The following is a 21,921-nucleotide window of genomic DNA, read 5'->3' on the forward strand; positions in this document are numbered from 1 at the left end:
AGCTTCTAGCTTCTAGCTTCTAGCTTCTAGCTTCTAGCTTCTAGCTTCTAGCTTCATTTTGTCACTTTCCATCCTTAATCTCCGGATATTTCATGTCTACTGATGTCTTGCTGACGTTGAGCGTTTTTGCCGCCACGATTGTTGGCTTGGTGGTGTTTCAATCTCGACCTGCAAAAGTGTTCGGCGTGACGTTGCTTGCGTTGGTTGTATTGGGTCTTGCTGACCAAGAGCAACTGATAAGCAGTTTCGCTAATCCTGGGTTGTTGACGCTAGTGCTATTAATCGTCTGCTCTCTAGCGTTAGAAAAAACCCATATTCTTCGTTTAATATCATCCAATTTGATGGTGAAAAGTTACCGGAAAACGTGGCTGAGGTTGTATGTCGGAACCGTATTGTCTTCGGCTGTGTTGAACAACACAGCGATTGTGGCCACGCTACTTTCTCCTGTGAGAAACAATCCTTATCATTCGCCGGTGAGATTGTTACTGCCCTTATCTTATGCGGCAATCTTAGGTGGAACGCTGACCTTAATCGGCACGTCTACAAACTTAATTGTTAACAGTCTTTTTATCGATGCGTCAGGAAGCAGCCTGTCGTTTTTCTCTTTTACGGCGGTGGGTATTTGTTTGGTTGTCGCCTGTGGTATGACGTTGTGGTGTAGTCATCACTTTTTGCCTGAGAGCAATCTCTCTAATGATGATACTCAAGGCTATTTTATTGATGCCAGATTGGGTGATAAGTCCCCATTGATTGGACGTTCAATCGAAGAAAACGGTTTGCGTCATTTAGAATCTCTGTTTCTGGTGGAACTTGTCCGTCAAGGGCGGTTGATTAGCCCTGTTGCACCCAATGAGGTGTTAGAAGCCAACGATAAGCTGATATTTAGTGGCGACATCACGAAGGTGATGCAACTCACTCAGTTCAAAGGGCTTTCGCTGTTTGCTGACTCGAACGGATTATTGAAGTCGAACCTGACTGAGGTGGTTATCCGAAACGGCAGTGTATTGGATGGTCAATCACTCAAAAGTGTTGGCTTTCGTGCATTATTTGATGCGGCCGTGGTCGCAGTAAGGCGTGATGGTGAAAGGCTCTCGGGTAAACTGGGAGAGATAACTTTACGTGCGGGTGACTTTCTTGTGTTAGCGGTGGGTGACGACTTTAAAACCCGTAAGAATGTCAGTAAAAACTTTATCGTTTTGAGTGGCGTGGAGCCGGAAACCAAAATGGGGGCCGCCCAATCTTGGATCACGGTAGGGGGCTTTATTGCTGCTGTCGGTCTAGCTGCTTTTGGCCTTGTTGAGCTATTTGTTTCACTTTGCGTGTTGCTTGGGCTCATGCTATTCAGCGGCGCGTTGACAACGAATGATATAACCAGAAGGCTTCCTATTGACGTTTGGCTGGTGGTTAGCGCCGCATTGTTGTTGTCACAGGTCCTTATGTCGACAGGGACAACCGATATCCTTCTGTCTTTGACACAACTGAATGTTGCTGAGCATCCTTATCTCACTTTGGCGGTTATCTATCTTTGCACCTGGGTGATTACCGAGTTGGTGACGAATAATGCCGCTGCTGCATTGATGTTTCCGATTGCTTGGACACTGGCCAGTGTGTCGAATGTGAGCGTGATGCCATTTGTTATGACCGTCGCATTTGCAGCAAGCTCTAGTTTTATTAGCCCCTATGGTTATCAAACCAATCTTATGGTGTTTAATGCGGGTGGCTATCGCCTTAAAGATTATGTAAAAGTAGGGCTGCCAGTCAGCATTGTTTATGCCTTGGTTGTCCTGTTTCTTGTCCCCTACTTTTTCCCTTTATAATTAGGTTCGTTATGAGTCAATCTCCTTATCAAGTTATCTCCGATTCAAGTGCAACAATTTCCTCAGACGTTGTTTGGCATAAACATGCAGTGACTCACGATGATCGTGTAACGGCAAAGGGACATAAACCTTGCGTGCTTTGGTTTACAGGCCTTTCAGGTTCGGGTAAATCAACCATTGCCAATGCGGTTGACGTTCAGCTTCACCAGCTAAATGTGCACACATACGTGTTAGACGGAGACAATGTCAGGCATGGGCTTAATGGAGACTTGGGCTTTGCCGATAAAGACCGTATCGAGAACATTCGCCGTGTCGGTGAGGTGTCCAATCTATTTGTAGATGCTGGTTTGATTGTATTAACGGCATTTATTTCGCCGTTTGAATCAGACAGACAGCAAGCTCGCGACAAGCTGACTGAAGGTCAGTTTCTCGAGGTGTTTATTGATACGCCGTTGGCAGTTTGTGAAAGCCGAGACCCTAAAGGGTTGTATAAAAAAGCACGCAGCGGTGAAATTAAGCACTTTACGGGAATTGATTCTGACTATGAGTCTCCGGTTGATCCTGAGATTCATGTGAAGACAGATAACCGTTCAGTGGAAGAGTGTGCGAAAGATGTCGTTGACTACCTTTTGGTCAATGGATTTATTGAAAACAGACAAGGAAAGTAACATGGCCCATTTTGATGTATTTAACGGCGATGCTGACGGTATTCTTGCTTTGTTGCAGCTAAGAAAACATCACCCATTGAACGCAAAAAAAATCACAGGGATTAAGAGAGACATCGCTCTGCTCAAGCGCTGTGACGCCGTGAAGGGTGACTCTGTCACTGTGTTGGATGTTTCAATGGAAAAAAACCTTATCACACTAAACGCAATGCTCGATTTGGGTGTGTCGGTATTCTATGCGGACCACCATAAAAGTGGTGACATTCCTCAATCGCCATTACTTGATGCACATATCGACCTTGATGCGAACACCTGTACAAGTTTGATTGTGGATGCGTATCTACAAGGGGAATACCGCTTGTGGGCGATTGCCGCCGCATATGGCGACAATATGATCGCCCGAGCGGATAGGCTGGGAAGCGAGCTTGGCCTTTCGCTAGGAGAGTGCGCTTACCTGCGAGAGTTGGGCACGTTGATTAATTACAATGGTTATGGTGCATCGACGGATGATTTGCATTACCACCCTGAGGATTTGTTTGAGTTGTTGATGGCGTATGAATCGCCATTCGATCTGATGGAAGACAAAAGCTCTCCTTATTATCAACTGAAACAGGCTTATGATGAAGATATGAGCATGGCGAAATGCCTTTCCCCTCATTTTTCTGATGACACGGTTACGGTATATATATTGCCGAATAAGCCCACAAGTCGTCGTGTCAGTGGCGTGTTTGGGAACGAGTTGGCGAATCGAGTACCACAAAAAGCGCATCTGGTGCTGACATTGAACAGTGACAAAACATACACGGTGTCCCTCAGGGCACCTCTGAACAACAAGCAAGGCGCAGACATCATTTGCAGTGCTTTCCCTACGGGTGGCGGAAGGGCTGGAGCGGCGGGTATTAATCAACTTCAGTTTGGTAGCTTAGATACGTTGGTCATGAAAACATCTGAATACTACAGACGTTAATATAGATAGTAAGTGGACATCACTTAAGGTTAGGCATAGGAAATGCGATTTATCGTTTCGGTTGTATCACATGGACATGAAAAGATGATTGTTAACTTTGGAACGTTAAAGTTACTGTCATCTTTAGATGATGTGATCGTCATATGTCGTGACAACAAGCCATCGAGCTTGTTGAGGAAACATTGTGAAAAACATGATATCCATTATATAAAAAATAAGGTCTGCAAAGGTTTTGCTGAGAACAATAATCTGAACTTTAACCACTATCTCACCGAGTTTGGTAGAGTGAGTGGCGATGTGTTTCTTCTCGTTAATCCGGACATTATTCTAACAAAGAGTGCTTTCGGTAAATTTGCAGAGGGGGTTAAGCGTTCTCCCAACAGTATAGTCACCGCCAACCTATTCTTGGACGCAGATCACTCGGTTCAAGATCATAACATCCGACGTTATCCTTCGCTTTTTGATTTCGTTTCTTCATATGTTTTTCGAAAAAATAAAACGATCATCAATCGTTCAAATCATTGCTTACCAAGTGATGGGAAGTTTTGGTCGAGTGGCGCTTTTATGGGCGTTTCTGTCGAGAACTTTTTGAAAGTTCGAGGGTTTGATGAGAGCTATTACATGTATTGTGAGGATATCGACTTCTGTCGTAGAGCAGCCTTGCACGATATTCATGTCACGATGGCGTTAGACAGTTGCATCGTTCACACCAGAAGCCGGGATAGCCAAAAGTTGTTATCAAAGTATTTCTATTGGCATGTGTCCGGAGTAATGAAGTACATGCTTCGCAAAGAGTCACGCTTACCGAAAAAATCTTCTTTATGTGTATTGGATAATGAAGTGAGTGAGCATTCACATGAACTGGCAGGGTGACTCGAATCACGCCATTGACATTGTTTTAGCAACATATAATGGTGAAAAATACATTGAAGAGCAGATTCATTCATTGCAACGAAATGATGGGTATGACTTTTTAGTTAGCAATATCATTATCGTCGATGATGGGTCACGAGACAGTACGCTATCTAAGCTTCACGATTTAGCCATAAATGATAACAAGATTAAGATATATCCTTCAGTCGGCACACCTTTAGGACCTACGCAAAATTTTTGTAGAGGTGCATCTTTGAGTACCGCCAAATTTGTTATGTTTTGTGACCAAGATGATGTGTGGCTTAAGGATAAGCTCGCGACAACGTTGGATGCGATGGGTGAAGATGATTGCTCACACCCTAAGTTGGTTTTTTCTGACCTGCTTGTGGTGAACGATGAGCTGGAAGTTATCGCAAATTCTTACTTTTCCTTAAAGAATATTCCGAAAAATTGGCATACCAATATCGGCAGTCTCATAAAACAGAATGTGGCTTCAGGGTGCACAATGATGGCTAATCGCGCACTTTTAGATCGCGCATTACCTGTTCCAGAAGAAGCGTATATGCACGATTGGTGGCTTGCACTTGTTGCTAAAGTTGAAGGGGAGTTGATCTATGTCGATCAACCTTTGATGCTTTACAGGCAGCATACTAATAACGCAATTGGTGCTGGGTTGCATCGAAAATATGATGTGCATTATCGCGTAAATCGCTTTGTGCAAAGTGTCGATAAAACGGTCCTGCAAGCAGGAGCCTTAGTGAGAAAATATCCCTTAATTGCGGAGCAACATCCTGAAGTAAAGGCCTTGAGTGGCATTCATGCGCGTTCATGGTGGAAAAGCATGTTTGCAGCCTTATTTGGGAACCTCCGCAGAAGTTCATTGACTGGCTCATTGGCAATGGTCATGTACTGTTTGTTTTATGCAAAAAACGTCGAAGAAAGAACAAGAGAACGTGCATCCACATGTTCTTAATATGGACAATTTATTAGATCGATTGGGCTCAAATTTATGATTAAAAAATGCTTATTCCCAGCCGCAGGTTACGGCACCAGATTCCTCCCAGCCACCAAATCTATGCCAAAGGAAATGATGCCGATCGTCAACAAGCCTCTTATTGAGTATGGCGTTGACGAAGCGATTCAGGCTGGTATGACGGACATGTGCATTGTTACGGGCCGTGGAAAGCACTCTTTGATGGACCATTTCGACAAGAACTACGAATTGGAACATCAAATTTCTGGTACTAGCAAAGAAGCGTTGCTTGATGATATTCGTGAAGTGATTGATTCGGCGAATTTCACTTATATTCGCCAACGCGAAATGAAAGGCTTAGGGCATGCCATTTTGACCGGGCGTGAATTGGTGGGTGAAGAGCCGTTCGCGGTTGTGCTGGCTGATGATCTTTGCATTAACAAAGAACAAGGCGTGTTGGCGCAAATGGCAGCATTGTATAAGCAGTTCCGATGCTCGATTGTTGCCGTTGAAGAAGTGCCTGCTGATGAAACACACAAGTACGGTGTGATTGCTGGCGAACCACTAACTGATAACTTGATGCGTGTGACTGACATGGTTGAAAAACCAGAGCAAGGCACCGCGCCAAGTAACTTGGCGATTATTGGTCGTTATATTCTCACTCCAGATATTTTCGACATTATCGAAAACACTGAGCCAGGCAAAGGCGGCGAAATTCAAATCACTGATGCGTTGCTGCAACAAGCCAAGAGCGGTTGTGTATTGGCGTATAAGTTCAAAGGCAAGCGTTTTGATTGCGGCAGCGTCGAAGGGTTTATTGAGGCGACTAACTATTGCTTCGAGAATATCTATAAGGGATAGGAAATAGGACCTAGGGAAGAGCTAGATTCTAGTTTCAAGGTGGGGTTAATAACTCGCCCCTTTATCCTGTTTTAGTCATCAGTAATCCGTATTTTGTTGTTGTGCTCTCTAACCTGAAATTCGTTCCCACTGTTTTATCTGTACTCAAGACCATAAACATAATTCTGTAAAACCCTATAACAGGTCTTGCTCTACTTAGGGTCCAATCGCACTCTCGTCATTTCTCGCTGAACGTCGCCCTCGGTTTTCAGTAAAATTTACTAACTAGAAAAATACATTATATGTCATCAGCTATAGCAACAACATTTCTGTTGTCCTTTGCGCTGTTATTCGTTTTCCGAAAAGTGGCGAAGAAAATCAATTTTGGTGATGAACCCAATGAGAGGAAGCTTCATAAAGGGGCAATTCCACTGGTAGGGGGAGTCTCCATTTATTGCTCGATTTTCTTGTCTTCCGTTTTGTTTATCGATATGACGCAAAGCGATTGGCTTTATCTTGCTTGTGGCGTGGTATTAGTTTGTATCGGCGTACTTGATGATAAGTTCGATATCAGCTTTAAAGTGCGTCTGTTTGTGCAAGGTGCTATTTCGCTTGCCATGATCATACTGGCAGATTTAAGCCTAGCTAGCTTAGGTAACATTGCTGGCAATGTACCCGTTAATTTGCCAGTTTGGGTAAGCTACGCGGTGACAACCATTGCCGTGATTGGTGCGATTAATGCATTTAATATGGTTGATGGTATTGATGGATTACTTGGGGGCTTGGCGTCGGTTTCGTTTGCCGCCTTGGGTATCATGTTTTGGGTGCAGGGTGATTCAGGCCTGGCGCTGAACTGTGCCATGTTTATTGCCGCGATCATCCCGTACGTTATGCTTAACCTTGGTATTCCATTGGGGCTGCGTTTTAAAATTTTTATGGGTGACGCAGGTAGCATGTTGATTGGATTTACTGTGGTGTGGTTATTGATCCGTGGCTCTCAGCCTGACCACTCTACAACCATTAATCCTGTTACTGCACTTTGGTTTATTGCACTTCCGCTGATGGATATGGCAGCTATCATCGTTCGCCGTGTTCGTAAAGGGCACTCGCCTTTTAAACCTGACCGCGAGCACTTGCATCACATCTGCCAACGTGTTGGTTTGTCATCGCGTATGACGCTACTGGTGATTTGCTTACTGGCAGCATCGTTTGCAGGGATTGGTATATGGGGTGAGCTGTATCAGGCCAATGAAACCGCGATGTTTGTAGCCTTCATGGTGTTGTTTGCGGTTTACTTTGCCACGATTAGCCACATATTTCGTATCACGTCGAAAATTCGCCAGTGGATGGGTAAAGCACCGTTGGTGGAGATGGCGTAACGAGCAGGGGCGAGGGAGAGCAGTGTCGAGTGGCGAGTAAGAATGGATACGTACTCGCCAACTCGCCTCAGTGCAGTATGCAAGTTCCGTCGAGATCGGTTGATCCTGTTCGATAGTTACCTGACAGGTCATTTTTCTCGAGATAGCTTTTTTGCTTGCTGGTGTAGTGAGCCTGACTCGCGATGATTTCGATGTTTTCGCCATTACCTGCGCATGGTGAGTAACCGTCTTCATAACGGGGGCTGACATCTCGGGTTTTGGATATCCAGGTATCACCGTATCGGTCTATCACTTTGAGCTTTTTGGTCATGTCCAACGGTGATGAAAGATCGGTAATGTTTGAGAATTCGCCAAACAGGAATGAGCCTTCCTCGGGGATTTTCTGGCAGGTTTCAACATGAATGTTACGCGTTTTCCCTTGCATATCTTCACCGGTTCCTTCTTCTGTTTCTGCGCCATCACCGCCGCCTGAACTTTCCTCTGCGCCATCCTCGTTATTTGTTTCCTCGTCTTGTTCTTCCTTTCTTTCCACAAAAATCAGTGGTTTGACATTTTCAGCGGGTTTTAGCTCGTATATATGAGGATAGGTCGGGCGCTCGGAGGTGCGTGTGAGGTACTCATAACAAAAGAAATCACAGTATTTACGATCTTTCTTGGAATCGATAAAGTCGAATTGCGCTTTTTCATGATGCTGTACAAAGTTCGCTGAGTACTCAAAACTCAGTTGGAACAGGTAATCTTCCATCTCTGGTTTACTCAGGCGATCAAATGCATTGCTGATCTGACTTTTTATCTTTGTGCGTGTCTTTGATTGCCCTAAATAACTTTCAATCAACATGTGACCCGATGGGTCAGTGCGGGTGATAGGCAGTAAGGCATTGGGCAATGGCACACTAGTGGGGCCGGTAAACTGTAACCCGTTTATCACGAAGTCGCTGCTTGATAATACATAGTCACCGTTCAAGATAGGCGAAGCAGGGGCGATGTGAACAATGGCGATGTTGTCGGCGGAATAACCTTCTTGACCGAGTACATAATTGAATGATTCGTTCGCCCAAAGGTTTCCTTGGGAATGCGCCACGTAGACCAGCTTCTTGCCTAGCCAGGTATTGGAGTCATTGATCAATTGATGCTGCATTCTTACTTCGCCGGTATTGATTGTTCCGCCCGTTAAACTGGATAGGGCCTCAAGAAAGCGAGTGATACTCTCATTCACGGCGGTGCTGAATACATCCGTAATTAATTGCGCAAAGGCAGGCACGATGGAGATGATTCTTTCGATGATAGAGCTGTTACTTCGCCCATTGATGACGTCCCAAAATGCTTCCCAGCGCTGAGCAACGCGTTGGTCGAGTTCGTTGGTGCGTTGATCGAAAGTTTCCGCCAGATCCCCTAGCACATAAATGGCACTTTCATCGATGCGAGAATCATTGTAGAAAAGAGTGTATTCGACATCCTCGCCGTTATATTGGCTGTAACCTGCTTGGCGCTGCAATTCATTTAGCCCGCGAGTGGCGCTTAAAAAGGTATTGGCGACACCATTAAAAAAGCCAAACGTATAGCCTGATACTTCGCATTCGTTCGATGTTGCTGCGTGCAAGGGTTGTGATGCTAAAACAATAAACATCATCGTAATGAGGTGTTTATTCACAATACTCCTCCTTGTCGTCAAGCATTTTATAGTAGTTTCCATCTAACAGCCTGTTGTAGGCCAGAAATGCCATGGTGCGTGCTTTGGTGTTGTAGGTGAGTGCGACGAGCGTCTTTGACGTATTGGTCATGTCACGCACAGGCATGCCTAGAAAGCCCTCGCAAGCAATGACTTTGAGGTAGTTCTTACTGATTTCAAACGCGAGATCTTCATTCTCTGGCGTATCTTCGGTGAAATCATAGTGAAGGTTATCTTGAACATGACGCGCGTTTTGTTTGAGGGCATTTCTCACTGGCTCTTCCACTTCCAGCATGTTTAAAAATTCTTCTATGTCGTCACGAATACCGTCTTGGTTTGCATCTGTGCCTGTCAACGAATCGGTTCTGTCGAGGGTATGGTCAAAATGTTCGTAGATAAGTCCAAGTTGATCGTCTACTGACGGTTGCGCTCTTAGTTCCATGGAAAACGATGACGTTGATTCTTCTTCCTTATTATCAGTATCAGTTTCAGTGTCGGGCTCTGATGACGGCGGCGCATCATTGGAAGGGGGCGTCGAACGGGTATTTGGGTTTGACGTTGAATGATTGCAGCCCATCAAAGATAAAATGATGGCAATGGTGAAAAGCGTTTTGGACATCCGTATCCCCTATGCATTAATCAATGCGATTAATAGAAATAAATTGCTTATCAGTCTGTTACGAGTGATGTGATAGAGAGGATAGTAATGGGCGATGGCGGGTTGTTTTGTCTTATTGGTGGGAAGGTCGGGTCGAGTAAGAGCCGCTCAGTGTCACGAGATAAGAAACAAGGATAAAAAGAGAAGCGAGAGCATGATTGGCCAGCTAAAAGGGCCAACTCGCTCAGCCTTAACGCCTTTGCACCGATTGACGCTTAATCAAAATTGGCTGGAACTCGCGCACCGGCGCGGTGGTTTGTTCACCTAGCGATAATCTGGCTGCATTCATGCCCATGCTCTCAATAGGGCTTCTTATCGTTGTCAGTGCAGGGCTGAAATAGCACGAGGGCAGCACGTCATCAAACCCCACAATCGATAACCGCTCTGGCATGCTCACGCCTTGTTCGCGAAACACCTGCATGGCGGCAGCGGCAAAGAAATCGTTGAAGGCCACCACGGCGGTAACCGGCAAGCCTTTGTTGAGAAGGTTAGTCGCCGCTATTGCACCGCTTTGCTCGCCAAACGGCACCTCTTCAACCCAGTCTGGGTTCACCGCAATTCCCACCTCTTGCAACGCACGTTGATACCCCTCAAACCTCGCGGCTTTATCATCTAACGCCATTTCACAAGAAATATACGCAATGTCTCGGTGGCCGTGTTCAATCAGATGCTTGGTAGCCAAGTACGTGCCTTGTGCATTGTCGAGCCACACACACTGCGGCGCGATGTCTTTCACACAGCGATTCACCAGCACTAGCCCAGGCAGTTTTTTCGCCCATGCGGTGAGCGCGTCATCACTGATGGCTTTGCTATGCATCACAATGTGTTGGCAGCCTTTCCCCACCAGAAACTGAAGCGCATCTTCCTCGCATTGGACCTGATAATCCCCGCTCGCCACCATCAATTTTCGACCATGTTAACTGCGACGTTCTCACCCTCATCCTGATCTTCAACTAATAGGACTCAAAATTTCGTCATACCGTGATGTGCTTGCGCCTAGAATCAAAGTGCACGAAGGTTGACGGTTACCGCGTGCGACTGGTCCAAATTGGTAGGCGAGAGTATCTAGATAGTTATCGGAAAACTTGCCGATTGTCGATATAATCATTGCCAGATTTTCAATTAATATTCGTGCTTTCGGTTACTTAAGAACAAAGCAGGCGCTTTTGCAGCGGTTGTTATGTTGGTATAAGCTGATATGCAAGCAAAACAGGATTTTAAAATGGACGTTCTAGTCACTGGTGGTGTTGGTTATATTGGTAGCCATACCTGCGTACAAATGATTGAAGCAGGGTTTAATCCGGTATTGGTGGATAACCTGCACAACAGTAAGTTGGCTGTGCTTGATCGTATAGAAAAGCTCACGGGTAAGCGACCTAACTTCTATCAAGGTGATATTCGAGACAAAGCTTTTCTTACTTCTGTTTTTGAAAAAGAAAACAACATCAAAGCAGTCATCCACTTTGCGGGTTTGAAAGCGGTGGGTGAGTCGGTAGAAAAGCCGCTTGAATACTACGACAACAACGTAAACGGTACACTGGTGCTGGTGGATGCCATGCGTGATGCGGGTGTAAAATCAATCATCTTTAGTTCTTCTGCCACGGTATACGGCGACCCAGCCTCTGTGCCTATTCGTGAAAATTTCCCAACGTCTGCCACCAACCCATATGGCCGAAGCAAGCTGATGGTGGAAGAGTGTTTAACGGATTTCCACAAAGCAAACCCTGATTGGAGCATTACGCTGCTTCGTTACTTCAACCCTGTTGGCTCACACAAATCCGGTGAGATGGGTGAAGATCCACAAGGTATTCCGAATAACTTGATGCCGTTCATTTCACAAGTGGCTGTTGGTCGCCGCGAGTTTTTGTCGGTATTTGGTGATGATTACCCAACGCCAGATGGCAGTGGCGTGCGTGATTATATTCACGTTGTTGATTTGGCAAATGGCCATTTGGCAGCGCTGGATAAAGTCGGTCAGAAAGCAGGCTTGCACATTTATAACCTCGGCACAGGTGACGGTAAGAGCGTGCTTGAGATGGTGGCAGCGTTTAGCCAAGCTTGCGGCAAAGAAATTGCCTATCAAGTGGCGCCACGTCGCGCAGGGGATATCGCCGAGTGCTGGGCTGACCCGATCAAGGCGCAAACTGAGTTGGGTTGGAAAGCCACCCATACGCTTGATGACATGGTAACGGATACGTGGCGTTGGCAGTCAAACAACCCGAATGGTTATCCTGATAAGTAAGAGCAAGGTTCTAGGAATAAAAGATAGGATCTAGGACCTAGGACCTGCTTTCCCTATCTCCCTTACTAGGATTTCTACTCGTTGAAACAGTCACCATTATCTTTCGCTCTCTATATCTCTGCACTGTTTATCGTATTGATTGGGTTGAGTTCATTATTTACGGGGATTGGTCTCTCGGCCATCAACATCGAAAGCAGCCATTTTTTCTTCGGTCATGGTGACTGGCTATTTCATTTCGCACTTTTTCATCTAAGCAGTTGGCTTGTTTATACCCTTGATTCAGGGAAAAGACGTTTCGTGTGGTGTTTGCTGATTGCACTTGGTATTGGCTCTGAGCTTGCTCAGACTTACTGGATTCAAGGGCGCGACGGTAGCATGAGTGATGCAGCGGTGAATGTCCTCTCGGTACTTTGTGTTTATCCCATCTCCCTCCTTCTTTCTTCTCTTCGACAACATCATCAAACCTCAAAATAAACGTCAGAAAACCTTCATGTCCTATATTTAAGATAAATATAGATTTTGCGCGCGTGAAATAACGCGAGAGGCAGAACGAAAAGCAGTTGGATGTGCTTTATTTATCTTTTCATGGGGTGAGTGAATGAAGATAGCGGTAGCAGGAACGGGCTATGTTGGTCTTTCTAATGCCATGCTCCTTGCACAGCATAATCAAGTGGTTGCCGTTGATATTGTGAAAGAGAAAGTCGATATGCTGAACAATGGTGTGTCTCCCATCATTGATAAAGACATCGAGCATTTTTTAACGCATAAAGATTTACGCTTTTACGCCACGTTAGATGGCCACGAAGCCTATGCATGGGCAGACATTGTGATTGTGGCGACACCGACGGACTACGATCCTGTCACCAATTTTTTTAATACGTCTTCCGTTGAGGCGGTCATTCAAGACGTGGTGTGTTGCAATTCTCATGCACTCATTGTGGTGAAATCGACAGTACCAGTGGGGTTTACGGAAACCGCAAAAACCCACTATCAGACAGAAAACCTGCTTTTTTCACCGGAGTTTTTGCGCGAGGGGCGAGCGCTGTATGACAACCTGCATCCTTCTCGTATCATTATCGGTGGGCAAACAGAGTGTGCGGAGTTATTTGCAAACCTATTGTTAGAAGGTGCAGAAGACGAGAATATCCCTGTTCTGTTTACCCATTCTAGCGAAGCCGAAGCCGTTAAACTTTTTTCAAATACCTACCTTGCCATGCGTGTTGCTTACTTTAATGAGCTTGATTCTTATGCTGAAGCTTTGGGGTTGGATTCTCGTGAGATCATTGAAGGGGTGTGTTTAGACCCCCGAATTGGAAGCCATTACAACAATCCGTCGTTTGGTTACGGTGGATATTGCTTGCCGAAAGATACCAAGCAGTTGTTGGCGAATTACAATTCGGTACCCAATAACATTATTGGGGCGATTGTCGAGGCGAACCGCACGCGTAAAGACTTCATCGCGGAATCCATATTAAAAAGAAAGCCGAAAGTGGTGGGTATTTATCGTTTGATCATGAAAACAGGATCGGACAATTTTCGTGCTTCTTCGATTCTTGGCGTGATGAAGCGCATCAAAGCGAAGGGCATTGAGATTGTGATTTATGAGCCTGTGTACACGGGGAGAACATTGTTCAACTCAGAAGTGCTCACCGATCTTGATGCCTTTAAACAGTGCACCGATGTGATTGTGTCGAACCGTATGGATGATGCCTTGCTGGATGTTGAAGATAAGGTGTACACAAGAGATTTGTTTGGCGCAGATTAAATACAAAAAGAAGCGAGTATGAGTGCTCGCTTTTGTTTGATCTTGGCGAAGCCGTTTCAGATATTACGAATGAAACTGCTCACACGCCAGTAGCGTATTTTCAATCAATGTTGCGACGGTCATTGGGCCAACGCCACCCGGTACTGGCGTGATGTGGCTGGCTTTCGTTTTGGCGACATCGTATTCCACGTCACCCACCAGTTTGCCATCTTCCATTCGGTTAATGCCCACATCAATCACGACTGCGCCGGGTTTGATCCAATCACCAGGAATAAAATTAGGTTTGCCAACCGCTACGACCACGAGATCGGCTTGGCGAATATGCCCTTCGAGATCTTTGGTGAAGCGGTGACATGTGGTGGTGGTGCAACCTGCAAGCAGAAGCTCCATGGTCATCGGACGACCGACAATGTTTGATGCGCCAACCACGACTGCGTGCATACCACGAAGCGGGATGTTGTAGCGATCAAGCAGTGTGATAATGCCTTTCGGTGTGCATGAGCGAAGCTTAGGAATACGCTGACACAGGCGACCTACGTTGTACGGGTGGAAGCCATCCACGTCTTTCTCTGGGTGAATACGCTCAAGTACGTTAGTTGCATCCATTTGCGCCGGAAGAGGTAACTGAACCAAAATACCGTCGATTTCGTCGTCTGCATTTAGCGTATCAATTAGTGCCAGCAAATCGGCTTCGGGCGTGCTTGATGGGAGGTCGTAAGACTTAGAGATAAAACCCACTTCTTCACAAACGCGACGCTTGCTGCCGACATAGACCTGTGACGCGGCATCATCACCGACGAGAACAACAGCCAACCCTGGCGCTCGCAGGCCTGCAGCCTTTCTTGCTTCGACGCGCGCGGCAACTTCTTGTCGAACAGTTTGAGAAATGATTTTTCCATCAATAATTTGAGCGGCCATGATTTTCCTTTGGCAAAGATACAGACGGGAAAGAGACCGTATTTTGACAAAAAAAATGTGACATGGCTATAGCGCAAACGTTTGCGCTTCGCTCACTTTATTTTTCCTGTCCCAGAAGCGTCAATAAGTGGTTCAGATGCGGGTGAGGTTAAGTTTGCGGTGAGCATATCCATGGCTTGACCGTAGTAGTTTTCAATAGCCTCTGTTAGCCACGGTTTGACGTAGAGCGTGGAGACAAACACGCTGGTCCTTTCATTGCCGAGATCGGTGCCATCAAGCAATTTGAACCCCGAACCTGAAATGCCTGAAATGATGCCGACCAACTCACCTTTGTGATTAAACGCGCCACCACCACTCATGCCCGATTGAACCGGCGCGTCGGTGATACTGGCAGGACAGCTAGCAAACAGGCTGCTATCAACGAAGTTGACGTCGATAAAATATTTTCCCTCTCCAACAATCACCTTACCCGTGAGGCCCATGCCGACGGTGGTGATGGATTCATTTTGTTTCACGGTGCCCAGCGGGGCGGTGTTTTTGCCTGTGTTGTCTTCTTTGATCAACGCGATGTCACAATCAGGGTGATAAGCAACTACCGTACTGTAATCGAGTTTGGCGATATGTTTGGCAGTAAGGCTGAGTTCTGGGGTAATGGGAACGCTGCTGCCATGACCACCAAGCACAAATGGAATGCCGATGGGGAGGTAGTTAACTGCTGGCACATTGGTCTCTTGTGCGTATTCCAAAGGACCGTTAATCAAAAAGCATCCTTGAAGAGAAAAAAGGATAACCAGAGAGACTAAAGCATTGCGTATGACCTGGGCCATTTGAAAACCTCCAGTGCTGTGACGCGCGTCTCACAAATGAGGCGGCTAATGTGAGCATAGGAAGCAAGTTAGCAATGTACAAAAATCTATTGATTATTCACTCAATTAATAATTAAGTTGCTGAATATAATAATTTAAATATCTTTGATGTTTTTGTTTCCATCAAAAATGACTGTTTTGGGTCGGATTTATGGCGAGGTCTAATTTTGTATATATTTATTGTCTTCTTAGTCAGTCTTTAAAGGTTCTGGACTGTATTGAAAATTATACTTTTTACAATATAAGGCATGAGGTGCGGTTTCTTTATTCTCATCGAGAATTAAAAAGATAAGAAGAAAAAGAGTGCGTTAGGCATGGAGTGATGAAAATGGAACAGCAAAAAAGTGAGTAAGTGCCAAAATTATATCGACAGCGGGTCGGTAAAATCTGGGTTTTGGCTATGTGCCTTAGAGGGTAGACAGCATGAAAAAACAGCATAAAAAAAAGCAGGTCTATAAATACAGACCTGCTTTATATTTGATTTGCCAAGCATCAGCCAAATCCTAGGACCCTAAAGCCCAATTACAAATCTACTGGCATCACGTCATCGACACCATTCGCACCACGACGACGGTTGCGCTTGGTGGAGACCAGCATGTAAATGAGAGTCGCAGCGAAGCAAATCGCGAAATAGAACATCAAACCGCTTTCTGTGTTCATTGCTTTGCCAGCCAATACGGGGCCAATCACGGAGCCTACACTGTAGCTGAGTAGCATTAACTCTGCTGCTGCCACAATTTTCGACTCACTCACTTTTCGGCATGCAAGGGTGATGGCGACCGGGTAGAGTGCAAAGGCTGCTGCGCCGAGTAGAAATAATCCGGCCATCAAGCCTGCATCCACGGTGGCGATTTCAATCATCGCGATAGCCAGTAGGCCAGCAAAGCAAAACATGGCCATTAACAGTGCTTTTTCTACGCGTGAATTTAGCCAGCTCACAAGTGGCTGTACTGCCATGCCACCCAAGATCACGATAGCCATCAACATACCCACCTGGTTGTGGCTGTAGTGTTGCTCTAGATCGAGCGGCAATAACCCGTAGATAGAACCCAACACCAAGCCTGACACAATGCAGCCAATGTAGGCAGCTGACGGTAAATCTCGCATTTCACGTAACTTGATGCTCGAATGTTCAACGATTTTTGGCTGGCCTTTTTTGAAAATCAGCGGTGGCAGCATGGCAGCAGAGAACAGGGTGGCAACGACCATGAGAGGCATCGCACCTTCAGTGCCAAAGAAACCAATGCCCAGTTGACCTAACGCCGAACCGCCATACAGAGACGCCATATAAAGACCTAGGCGCTTTGCACGTGCTTTTTCAGTATCAGCCATCAATAGCCATGATTCGATCACCACGAAAACGCCGGCAACGGCAACGCCTGCGAGAAATCGTGAGACGAGCCAAACAGCAGGTGAGGCAATAGTGGCCATCATGCCGACTGTCGCCACGATAGCTATTAAGAATGCAACTAGCGCATTGCGGTGACCAAACTTACCCACGATACGTGCACTAATGAGTGCGCCGCCCAACAGACCAGCGTAAAACACACTTGCAAGCCAAGAGGCGAGATCGACCGACATCCCTCTTGCACTCAGCGCAAGCGGGATCAGGCTCATCAGGAAACCTGAGGCAACGGCAAATAGGCTCAGGCTGATAACAGGCACGAGTGGGCTGTTACCTTCAGTCCGAATTTCGAGGGTCTGTTGCAATGCGTTTTCTCTATCGTAATGACGTAAAATGAAAAAAACCTGCTCAAAGTGGGCAGGTTTTCTATGTTTGTTGGCGTGATTATTATTTCGCCAGTCTAAAACGTAAAGTGAGATAAACTGTTTGTAATAATCGATATTTTTTATCGAAATGAATATTCAGAATTGTGCATACGCTTAGGCCTGTTGGTCAGGTATTTCCGGCTTCTTACGCGAACTTTCCCACTTTCTATGCACGCCTCGGCGTAACGCAGAAAATGTAGATTCAACTTTATCTAATCCCACCAGAACAAAGAGTACGAATCCGCACAATAAAAGTGCTTGTCGGCCATAGTCAAAAGCGATGATCATACCCAATCCTGCCATTAGCCAAACCACGGCTGCTGACGTGACGCCTTGTATTTGTCCGTCTCGAGACATCATGGACATGATCGGAGCGTGCAACGGTGTGGTTTGAATCGAATTAGCGGTGACTGTGCTTGTTTATTAGGCATTTGATATCAAAGCGTGAGGAAAAGCGTTGACGCAGTGTCTATGACCCTTATAATCCGGCTTGCATTTGCACACTCGTGTGAATCAAGTGCGCCCTTAGCTCAGTTGGATAGAGCAACGGCCTTCTAAGCCGTGGGTCACAGGTTCGAATCCTGTAGGGCGTACCAATTTCCTTCCCCCGAGTTCCTTTGTTCGTGTCACTCTCTTAAACAGTCAAACTCCTTGTTCCCGAATAGAATTTTTTCAGGGAAGAGTAGATCCTAAAACCTAGGGCCCTATTATCTAAGATCTATGCCTTAATACCCTAAAAACCTTCGTTATACCCCTTGAATTCCATTTTCACGCCCCAATCTCACAGAAACACGACGATGGACCCAGCCTGTCTCGACTCGGCAGGGCAGTGTCGCTATAATGGCGCGTCTAAAAAACCACACCTCGTATTTTGAGGTTATTTGATACAAGCGTTTTATCGCTTTGTACGCAAATTCACAGGCGCTATGGCGATCGAATCGCTGTAGCACGAAAGGATGCTACCGGCTGGAGCCGGGCAACATCACTCAGCTAATCTGAGTAAGTTTTGAGGTTAAATATACAATGCAAGTTACCGTTGAAACCACAGAAGGCCTGCAGCGCCACCTGAATATTACTGTTCCAGCAGCAAACATCGAAGATGCAGTGACTGCTGAACTACGCAACATTGCTAAAAATCGTCGTTTCGATGGTTTCCGCAAAGGCAAAGTGCCTTTGAAAATGGTTTCTCGTATGTACGGCTCAGCAGTACGTAACGACGTGATGGGTGAAGTGATGCAGCGTCATTTCATCGAAGCTATCATCAAAGAAAAAATCACCCCAGCAGGCGCACCGACTTTCACTCCAGTTGATGTTGAAGAAGGTAAAGATCTGGTATTCAAAGCGTCTTTTGAAGTTTACCCAGAAATCGCACTGAAAGATCTGGACAAAGTTGAAGTGGTTAAGCCACAAGCTGACGTTAACGAAGACGACGTTGCTGAAATGATCGAGACCCTGCGTAAGCAACAAGCGGGTTGGGCAGACGTTGATGCACCAGCACAAGCTGATAGCCGTGTCACTATCGACTTCATCGGTTCTATCGATGGCGAAGAGTTCGAAGGCGGTAAAGCAGAAGGCTTCGCTCTGGCTATGGGTCAAAACCGTATGATTCCAGGTTTCGAAGACGGCGTTGTTGGTAAGAAAGCAGGCGAAGAATTCACGATTGAAGTGAGCTTCCCAGAAGATTACCACGCTGAAAACCTGAAAGGTAAAGCAGCGAAGTTCGACATCACACTGCACAAAGTTGAAGCACAAGAACTGCCAGAATTGACGGCAGAGTTTGTTGCGCGTTTCGGCGTTGAAGACGGTAGCGTTGACGGCCTGAAAGCAGAAGTGCGTAAAAACATGGAACGCGAACTGAAGCAAGCTGTGAAAAACCGCATCAAAGAGCAAGTGATCGACGGTCTGGTTGAGAAAAACGACATCGACGTTCCTTCTGCTTTGATCGACCAAGAAGTGAATGTTCTGCGTCAACAAGCGGTTCAGCGTTTCGGTGGCAACATGGAAAACGCACCTGAACTTCCACGTGAGCTGTTCGAAGAACAAGCGAAACGTCGCGTTGTTGTTGGCCTGCTACTTGGTGAAGTGATTAAAGCTGAAGAGCTGAAAGCTGACGAAGATCGTGTGAAAGCACTGATTGAAGAAATGGCTTCTGCTTACGAAGATCCATCAGAAGTGGTTTCTTACTACGCGAAAGATCAGCGTCTAATGGAGAACATGCGTAATGTTGCTCTTGAAGAACAAGCTATCGACGCGCTGTTAGCTAAAGCACAAGTTTCTGAAAAAGCACAAAGCTTCTCTGAGCTGATGAACCCAGTTCAAGCATAAGTGCTAGAATTGTAGAGTGGACATTTGACTTAGAATTCACTCTTCTGATAACAATGGTCCGAATGAAGTATATTCATCCGGGCCATTTATTTTAGGGAAATAACACTATGAGCTTTCAAGAAAAAAACGGAATGCCTTCTATTATTGATGCGCTAGTGCCAATGGTGGTTGAGCAAACCTCCCGCGGTGAACGTTCTTACGACATCTACTCACGCCTGCTGAAAGAGCGCGTGATCTTTTTGACCGGTCAGGTTGAAGATCACATGGCGAATCTCGTTGTTGCGCAGTTGCTGTTTCTCGAATCAGAAAACCCAGAAAAAGATATCTTCCTTTACATCAACTCTCCAGGTGGTTCAGTTACCGCGGGTATGTCTATTTATGACACGATGCAGTACATTAAACCTAACGTGAGCACGGTATGTATGGGCCAAGCGTGTTCGATGGGCGCATTTCTACTGGCTGGTGGTGCGAAAGGTAAGCGTTACTGTCTGCCAAACTCACGTGTGATGATCCACCAACCGCTGGGCGGCTTCCAAGGCCAAGCGTCGGACATCCAAATCCATGCGCAAGAAATTCTGACCATCAAGAACAAGCTAAATAGCTTGCTTGCTGAGCACACTGGTCAGCCGCTGGAAGTGATCGAGCGTGATACCGATCGTGACAACTTCATGGCTTCGCAAGATGCGGTAGACTATGGCATAGTTGATTCGATATTAAATAAGCGCGATTAATTTTTTAGTTCTGAGATAGTTAGGGGTTTATCCCCCTTTTATTTTGGAATTGGGTCTTGCGGCTGTCGGAAATTTCCGCCGAGTTGATATAGACTCAGATCATGGCAAACATGGGCGAAAGCCTAAAGAGGTTAGCGAATGACAGACAAGCGAAAAGACGGTGGCAGCGGCAAACTGCTTTACTGCTCTTTCTGCGGCAAAAGCCAGCATGAAGTACGCAAGTTAATTGCTGGACCTTCTGTTTATATCTGCGATGAGTGTGTTGACCTGTGTAACGACATCATTCGTGAAGAAATAAAAGAGGTCATGCCTAAGCGCGACAGCAACGAACTTCCGACACCACAGGATATTCGTTCACACCTTGATGACTATGTCATCGGTCAGGACAGAGCGAAGAAAGTGCTCTCTGTAGCGGTTTATAACCACTACAAGCGTCTGAGAAATGGTGATACGACGGCGGAAGGTGTTGAGCTAGGTAAGAGTAACATCTTGCTGATTGGTCCAACCGGTAGCGGTAAGACTTTACTTGCTGAAACGCTGGCGCGTTTTCTGGATGTTCCGTTCACAATGGCTGATGCAACCACACTGACCGAAGCGGGTTATGTGGGTGAAGATGTCGAGAACATTATCCAGAAACTGCTTCAGAAATGTGACTATGACGTAGCCAAAGCAGAGCGTGGAATTGTCTATATCGATGAAATCGATAAGATCTCACGCAAGTCTGACAACCCTTCAATTACACGTGACGTGTCGGGTGAAGGTGTACAACAGGCGCTGTTGAAACTGGTTGAAGGCACCATCGCTTCTGTTCCACCGCAAGGTGGCCGTAAGCATCCACAACAAGAGTTCTTGCAGGTTGATACCTCTAAGATTCTGTTTATCTGTGGCGGTGCATTTGCGGGTCTCGACAAAGTGGTTGATCAACGCATCGCAAAAGGCAGCAGTATTGGTTTTGGTGCGGAAGTTCGCTCTAAAGACCAAGAAGCAACCCTGAGTGATTTGTTCAGCAAGGTTGAACCGGAAGATTTGGTGAAATATGGCCTGATCCCTGAGTTCATCGGTCGTCTGCCTGTGACGGCGACGCTGACCGAGTTGGACGAAGATGCGCTAGTACAAATTCTGCGCGAGCCTAAGAACGCACTGACGAAACAGTATGCTGCGTTGTTGGAGCTTGATGGCGTTGAACTAGAGTTCCGTGATGACGCGTTAACGGCGATTGCTAAGAAAGCAATGGATCGTAAAACGGGTGCTCGTGGCCTGCGTTCAATCGTTGAAGCTGTGTTGCTGGACACCATGTACGATTTGCCTTCGAGCAAAGACGTCTCCAAAGTGGTGATCGACGAATCTGTGATTAAAGGCGAATCTGAGCCTTTGCTTATTTATGAAGCAGCAGAGAGTCAAGCAGCGGGTGCGGAATAAGTCCTACTATGCGTGCGGTTAAATAGCTTATTTAACCAACAAAT

Annotated in this window: 20 protein-coding genes and 1 tRNA gene; 14 read left to right on the plus strand and 7 right to left on the minus strand. The window is 46.0% G+C overall.

All coding sequences use genetic code 11. The features are described from left to right. Positions 1 to 92 precede the first annotated feature (92 nt). From ACED36_RS17885 to wecA, 7 genes are all read left to right on the plus strand, one after another. Positions 93 to 1,817 (plus strand): SLC13 family permease, encoded by a 1,725-nt coding sequence (locus tag ACED36_RS17885; protein WP_016960990.1) that lies wholly within the window; start codon positions 93 to 95, stop codon positions 1,815 to 1,817. Positions 1,818 to 1,828: 11 nt separating this feature from the next. Then, complete coding sequence (gene cysC / locus ACED36_RS17890) at positions 1,829 to 2,485, plus strand: adenylyl-sulfate kinase (protein WP_016960991.1); 657 nt, start codon at positions 1,829 to 1,831, stop codon at positions 2,483 to 2,485. A gap of 1 nt (position 2,486) precedes the next feature. Continuing rightward, positions 2,487 to 3,449 (plus strand): hypothetical protein, encoded by a 963-nt coding sequence (locus tag ACED36_RS17895; protein WP_016960992.1) that lies wholly within the window; start codon positions 2,487 to 2,489, stop codon positions 3,447 to 3,449. A gap of 42 nt (positions 3,450 to 3,491) precedes the next feature. Continuing rightward, a complete protein-coding gene (locus tag ACED36_RS17900) occupies positions 3,492 to 4,322 on the plus strand; it encodes a glycosyltransferase family 2 protein (protein WP_029486567.1) in 831 nt (276 codons plus the stop codon). After that, on the plus strand, positions 4,306 to 5,295 hold the full coding sequence (locus tag ACED36_RS17905; protein WP_016960994.1) for a glycosyltransferase family 2 protein: 990 nt from the start codon (positions 4,306 to 4,308) through the stop codon (positions 5,293 to 5,295). The genes ACED36_RS17900 and ACED36_RS17905 overlap by 17 nt, the downstream gene beginning before the upstream one ends. 36 nt (positions 5,296 to 5,331) lie before the next feature. Then, positions 5,332 to 6,156: a UTP--glucose-1-phosphate uridylyltransferase GalU gene (galU, locus tag ACED36_RS17910; RefSeq protein ID WP_016960995.1), complete on the plus strand. Its 825-nt coding sequence runs from the start codon at positions 5,332 to 5,334 to the stop codon at positions 6,154 to 6,156. A 281-nt stretch (positions 6,157 to 6,437) separates the two neighbouring features. Beyond that, positions 6,438 to 7,514, plus strand: a complete 1,077-nt coding sequence (gene wecA, locus ACED36_RS17915; RefSeq protein WP_016960996.1) for a UDP-N-acetylglucosamine--undecaprenyl-phosphate N-acetylglucosaminephosphotransferase — start codon at positions 6,438 to 6,440, stop codon at positions 7,512 to 7,514. A gap of 67 nt (positions 7,515 to 7,581) precedes the next feature. Here the strand turns inward: wecA and ACED36_RS17920 are convergent, their stop codons facing one another. From ACED36_RS17920 to ACED36_RS17930, 3 genes are all read right to left on the minus strand, one after another. Then, positions 7,582 to 9,165, minus strand: a complete 1,584-nt coding sequence (locus ACED36_RS17920; protein WP_371733638.1) for a hypothetical protein — start codon at positions 9,163 to 9,165, stop codon at positions 7,582 to 7,584. Then, positions 9,158 to 9,802, minus strand: a complete 645-nt coding sequence (locus ACED36_RS17925) for a chromosome partitioning protein ParA (protein ID WP_371733639.1) — start codon at positions 9,800 to 9,802, stop codon at positions 9,158 to 9,160. Before ACED36_RS17925 ends, ACED36_RS17920 begins: the two co-directional genes overlap by 8 nt. Positions 9,803 to 10,031: 229 nt before the next feature. Next, positions 10,032 to 10,745 carry a substrate-binding domain-containing protein gene (locus ACED36_RS17930; RefSeq protein WP_371733640.1) on the minus strand — a complete coding sequence of 238 codons (714 nt, stop codon included), beginning with the start codon at positions 10,743 to 10,745 and terminating at the stop codon, positions 10,032 to 10,034. Between the two features lie 318 nt (positions 10,746 to 11,063). Here ACED36_RS17930 and galE point away from each other — a divergent pair, with 318 nt between their 5' ends. The 3 genes from galE to ACED36_RS17945 all read left to right on the plus strand — a co-directional run bounded on the left by galE (position 11,064) and on the right by ACED36_RS17945 (position 13,848). Next, a complete protein-coding gene (gene galE, locus ACED36_RS17935; protein ID WP_371733641.1) occupies positions 11,064 to 12,083 on the plus strand; it encodes a UDP-glucose 4-epimerase GalE in 1,020 nt (339 codons plus the stop codon). An 81-nt stretch (positions 12,084 to 12,164) separates the two neighbouring features. After that, complete coding sequence (locus ACED36_RS17940) at positions 12,165 to 12,557, plus strand: hypothetical protein (protein ID WP_016961002.1); 393 nt, start codon at positions 12,165 to 12,167, stop codon at positions 12,555 to 12,557. Positions 12,558 to 12,681: 124 nt separating this feature from the next. Further along, complete coding sequence (locus ACED36_RS17945; protein WP_016961003.1) at positions 12,682 to 13,848, plus strand: nucleotide sugar dehydrogenase; 1,167 nt, start codon at positions 12,682 to 12,684, stop codon at positions 13,846 to 13,848. Between the two features lie 63 nt (positions 13,849 to 13,911). Here the strand turns inward: ACED36_RS17945 and folD are convergent, their stop codons facing one another. The 4 genes from folD to ACED36_RS17965 all read right to left on the minus strand — a co-directional run bounded on the left by folD (position 13,912) and on the right by ACED36_RS17965 (position 17,768). Beyond that, positions 13,912 to 14,766 (minus strand): bifunctional methylenetetrahydrofolate dehydrogenase/methenyltetrahydrofolate cyclohydrolase FolD, encoded by an 855-nt coding sequence (gene folD, locus ACED36_RS17950; RefSeq protein WP_016961004.1) that lies wholly within the window; start codon positions 14,764 to 14,766, stop codon positions 13,912 to 13,914. 92 nt (positions 14,767 to 14,858) lie between these two features. Then, the gene (locus ACED36_RS17955; RefSeq protein ID WP_371733642.1) at positions 14,859 to 15,593 is read right to left on the minus strand and encodes a trypsin-like peptidase domain-containing protein; all 735 of its coding nucleotides are present in this window, start codon (positions 15,591 to 15,593) and stop codon (positions 14,859 to 14,861) included. 561 nt (positions 15,594 to 16,154) lie between these two features. Next, entirely contained in the window at positions 16,155 to 17,342 is a 1,188-nt protein-coding gene (locus tag ACED36_RS17960) for an MFS transporter (protein WP_016961006.1), read from the minus strand. 174 nt (positions 17,343 to 17,516) lie between these two features. Further along, entirely contained in the window at positions 17,517 to 17,768 is a 252-nt protein-coding gene (locus ACED36_RS17965; RefSeq protein ID WP_241819217.1) for an MgtC/SapB family protein, read from the minus strand. A gap of 153 nt (positions 17,769 to 17,921) precedes the next feature. On the opposite strand from ACED36_RS17965, the gene ACED36_RS17970 reads away from it, so the two are divergent. From ACED36_RS17970 to clpX, 4 genes are all read left to right on the plus strand, one after another. Beyond that, positions 17,922 to 17,998: transfer RNA gene (locus ACED36_RS17970), tRNA-Arg, on the plus strand. Positions 17,999 to 18,425: 427 nt separating this feature from the next. After that, complete coding sequence (gene tig / locus ACED36_RS17975; RefSeq protein ID WP_016961007.1) at positions 18,426 to 19,727, plus strand: trigger factor; 1,302 nt, start codon at positions 18,426 to 18,428, stop codon at positions 19,725 to 19,727. Positions 19,728 to 19,834: 107 nt separating this feature from the next. Then, complete coding sequence (clpP, locus tag ACED36_RS17980) at positions 19,835 to 20,458, plus strand: ATP-dependent Clp endopeptidase proteolytic subunit ClpP (RefSeq protein WP_016961008.1); 624 nt, start codon at positions 19,835 to 19,837, stop codon at positions 20,456 to 20,458. Between the two features lie 138 nt (positions 20,459 to 20,596). Beyond that, on the plus strand, positions 20,597 to 21,877 hold the full coding sequence (gene clpX / locus ACED36_RS17985; protein WP_016961009.1) for an ATP-dependent protease ATP-binding subunit ClpX: 1,281 nt from the start codon (positions 20,597 to 20,599) through the stop codon (positions 21,875 to 21,877). The last annotated feature ends 44 nt before the right edge of the window (positions 21,878 to 21,921 follow it).

This window comes from Enterovibrio sp. FF113 (genome assembly GCF_041439165.1).
GTDB classification, from domain to species: Bacteria; Pseudomonadota; Gammaproteobacteria; order Enterobacterales; family Vibrionaceae; genus Enterovibrio; species Enterovibrio norvegicus_A.

Coding starts and splice junctions, on each gene's coding strand:
- ACED36_RS17885 (WP_016960990.1), top strand. CDS start 93: ATGTCTACTGATGTCTTGCTGACGTTGAGCGTTTTTGCCGCCACGATT.
- cysC (WP_016960991.1), top strand. CDS start 1,829: ATGAGTCAATCTCCTTATCAAGTTATCTCCGATTCAAGTGCAACAATT.
- ACED36_RS17895 (WP_016960992.1), top strand. CDS start 2,487: ATGGCCCATTTTGATGTATTTAACGGCGATGCTGACGGTATTCTTGCT.
- ACED36_RS17900 (WP_029486567.1), top strand. CDS start 3,492: ATGCGATTTATCGTTTCGGTTGTATCACATGGACATGAAAAGATGATT.
- ACED36_RS17905 (WP_016960994.1), top strand. CDS start 4,306: ATGAACTGGCAGGGTGACTCGAATCACGCCATTGACATTGTTTTAGCA.
- galU (WP_016960995.1), top strand. CDS start 5,332: ATGATTAAAAAATGCTTATTCCCAGCCGCAGGTTACGGCACCAGATTC.
- wecA (WP_016960996.1), top strand. CDS start 6,438: ATGTCATCAGCTATAGCAACAACATTTCTGTTGTCCTTTGCGCTGTTA.
- ACED36_RS17925 (WP_371733639.1), bottom strand. CDS start 9,802: ATGTCCAAAACGCTTTTCACCATTGCCATCATTTTATCTTTGATGGGC.
- galE (WP_371733641.1), top strand. CDS start 11,064: ATGGACGTTCTAGTCACTGGTGGTGTTGGTTATATTGGTAGCCATACC.
- ACED36_RS17945 (WP_016961003.1), top strand. CDS start 12,682: ATGAAGATAGCGGTAGCAGGAACGGGCTATGTTGGTCTTTCTAATGCC.
- folD (WP_016961004.1), bottom strand. CDS start 14,766: ATGGCCGCTCAAATTATTGATGGAAAAATCATTTCTCAAACTGTTCGA.
- ACED36_RS17955 (WP_371733642.1), bottom strand. CDS start 15,593: ATGGCCCAGGTCATACGCAATGCTTTAGTCTCTCTGGTTATCCTTTTT.
- ACED36_RS17965 (WP_241819217.1), bottom strand. CDS start 17,768: ATGTCCATGATGTCTCGAGACGGACAAATACAAGGCGTCACGTCAGCA.
- tig (WP_016961007.1), top strand. CDS start 18,426: ATGCAAGTTACCGTTGAAACCACAGAAGGCCTGCAGCGCCACCTGAAT.
- clpP (WP_016961008.1), top strand. CDS start 19,835: ATGAGCTTTCAAGAAAAAAACGGAATGCCTTCTATTATTGATGCGCTA.
- clpX (WP_016961009.1), top strand. CDS start 20,597: ATGACAGACAAGCGAAAAGACGGTGGCAGCGGCAAACTGCTTTACTGC.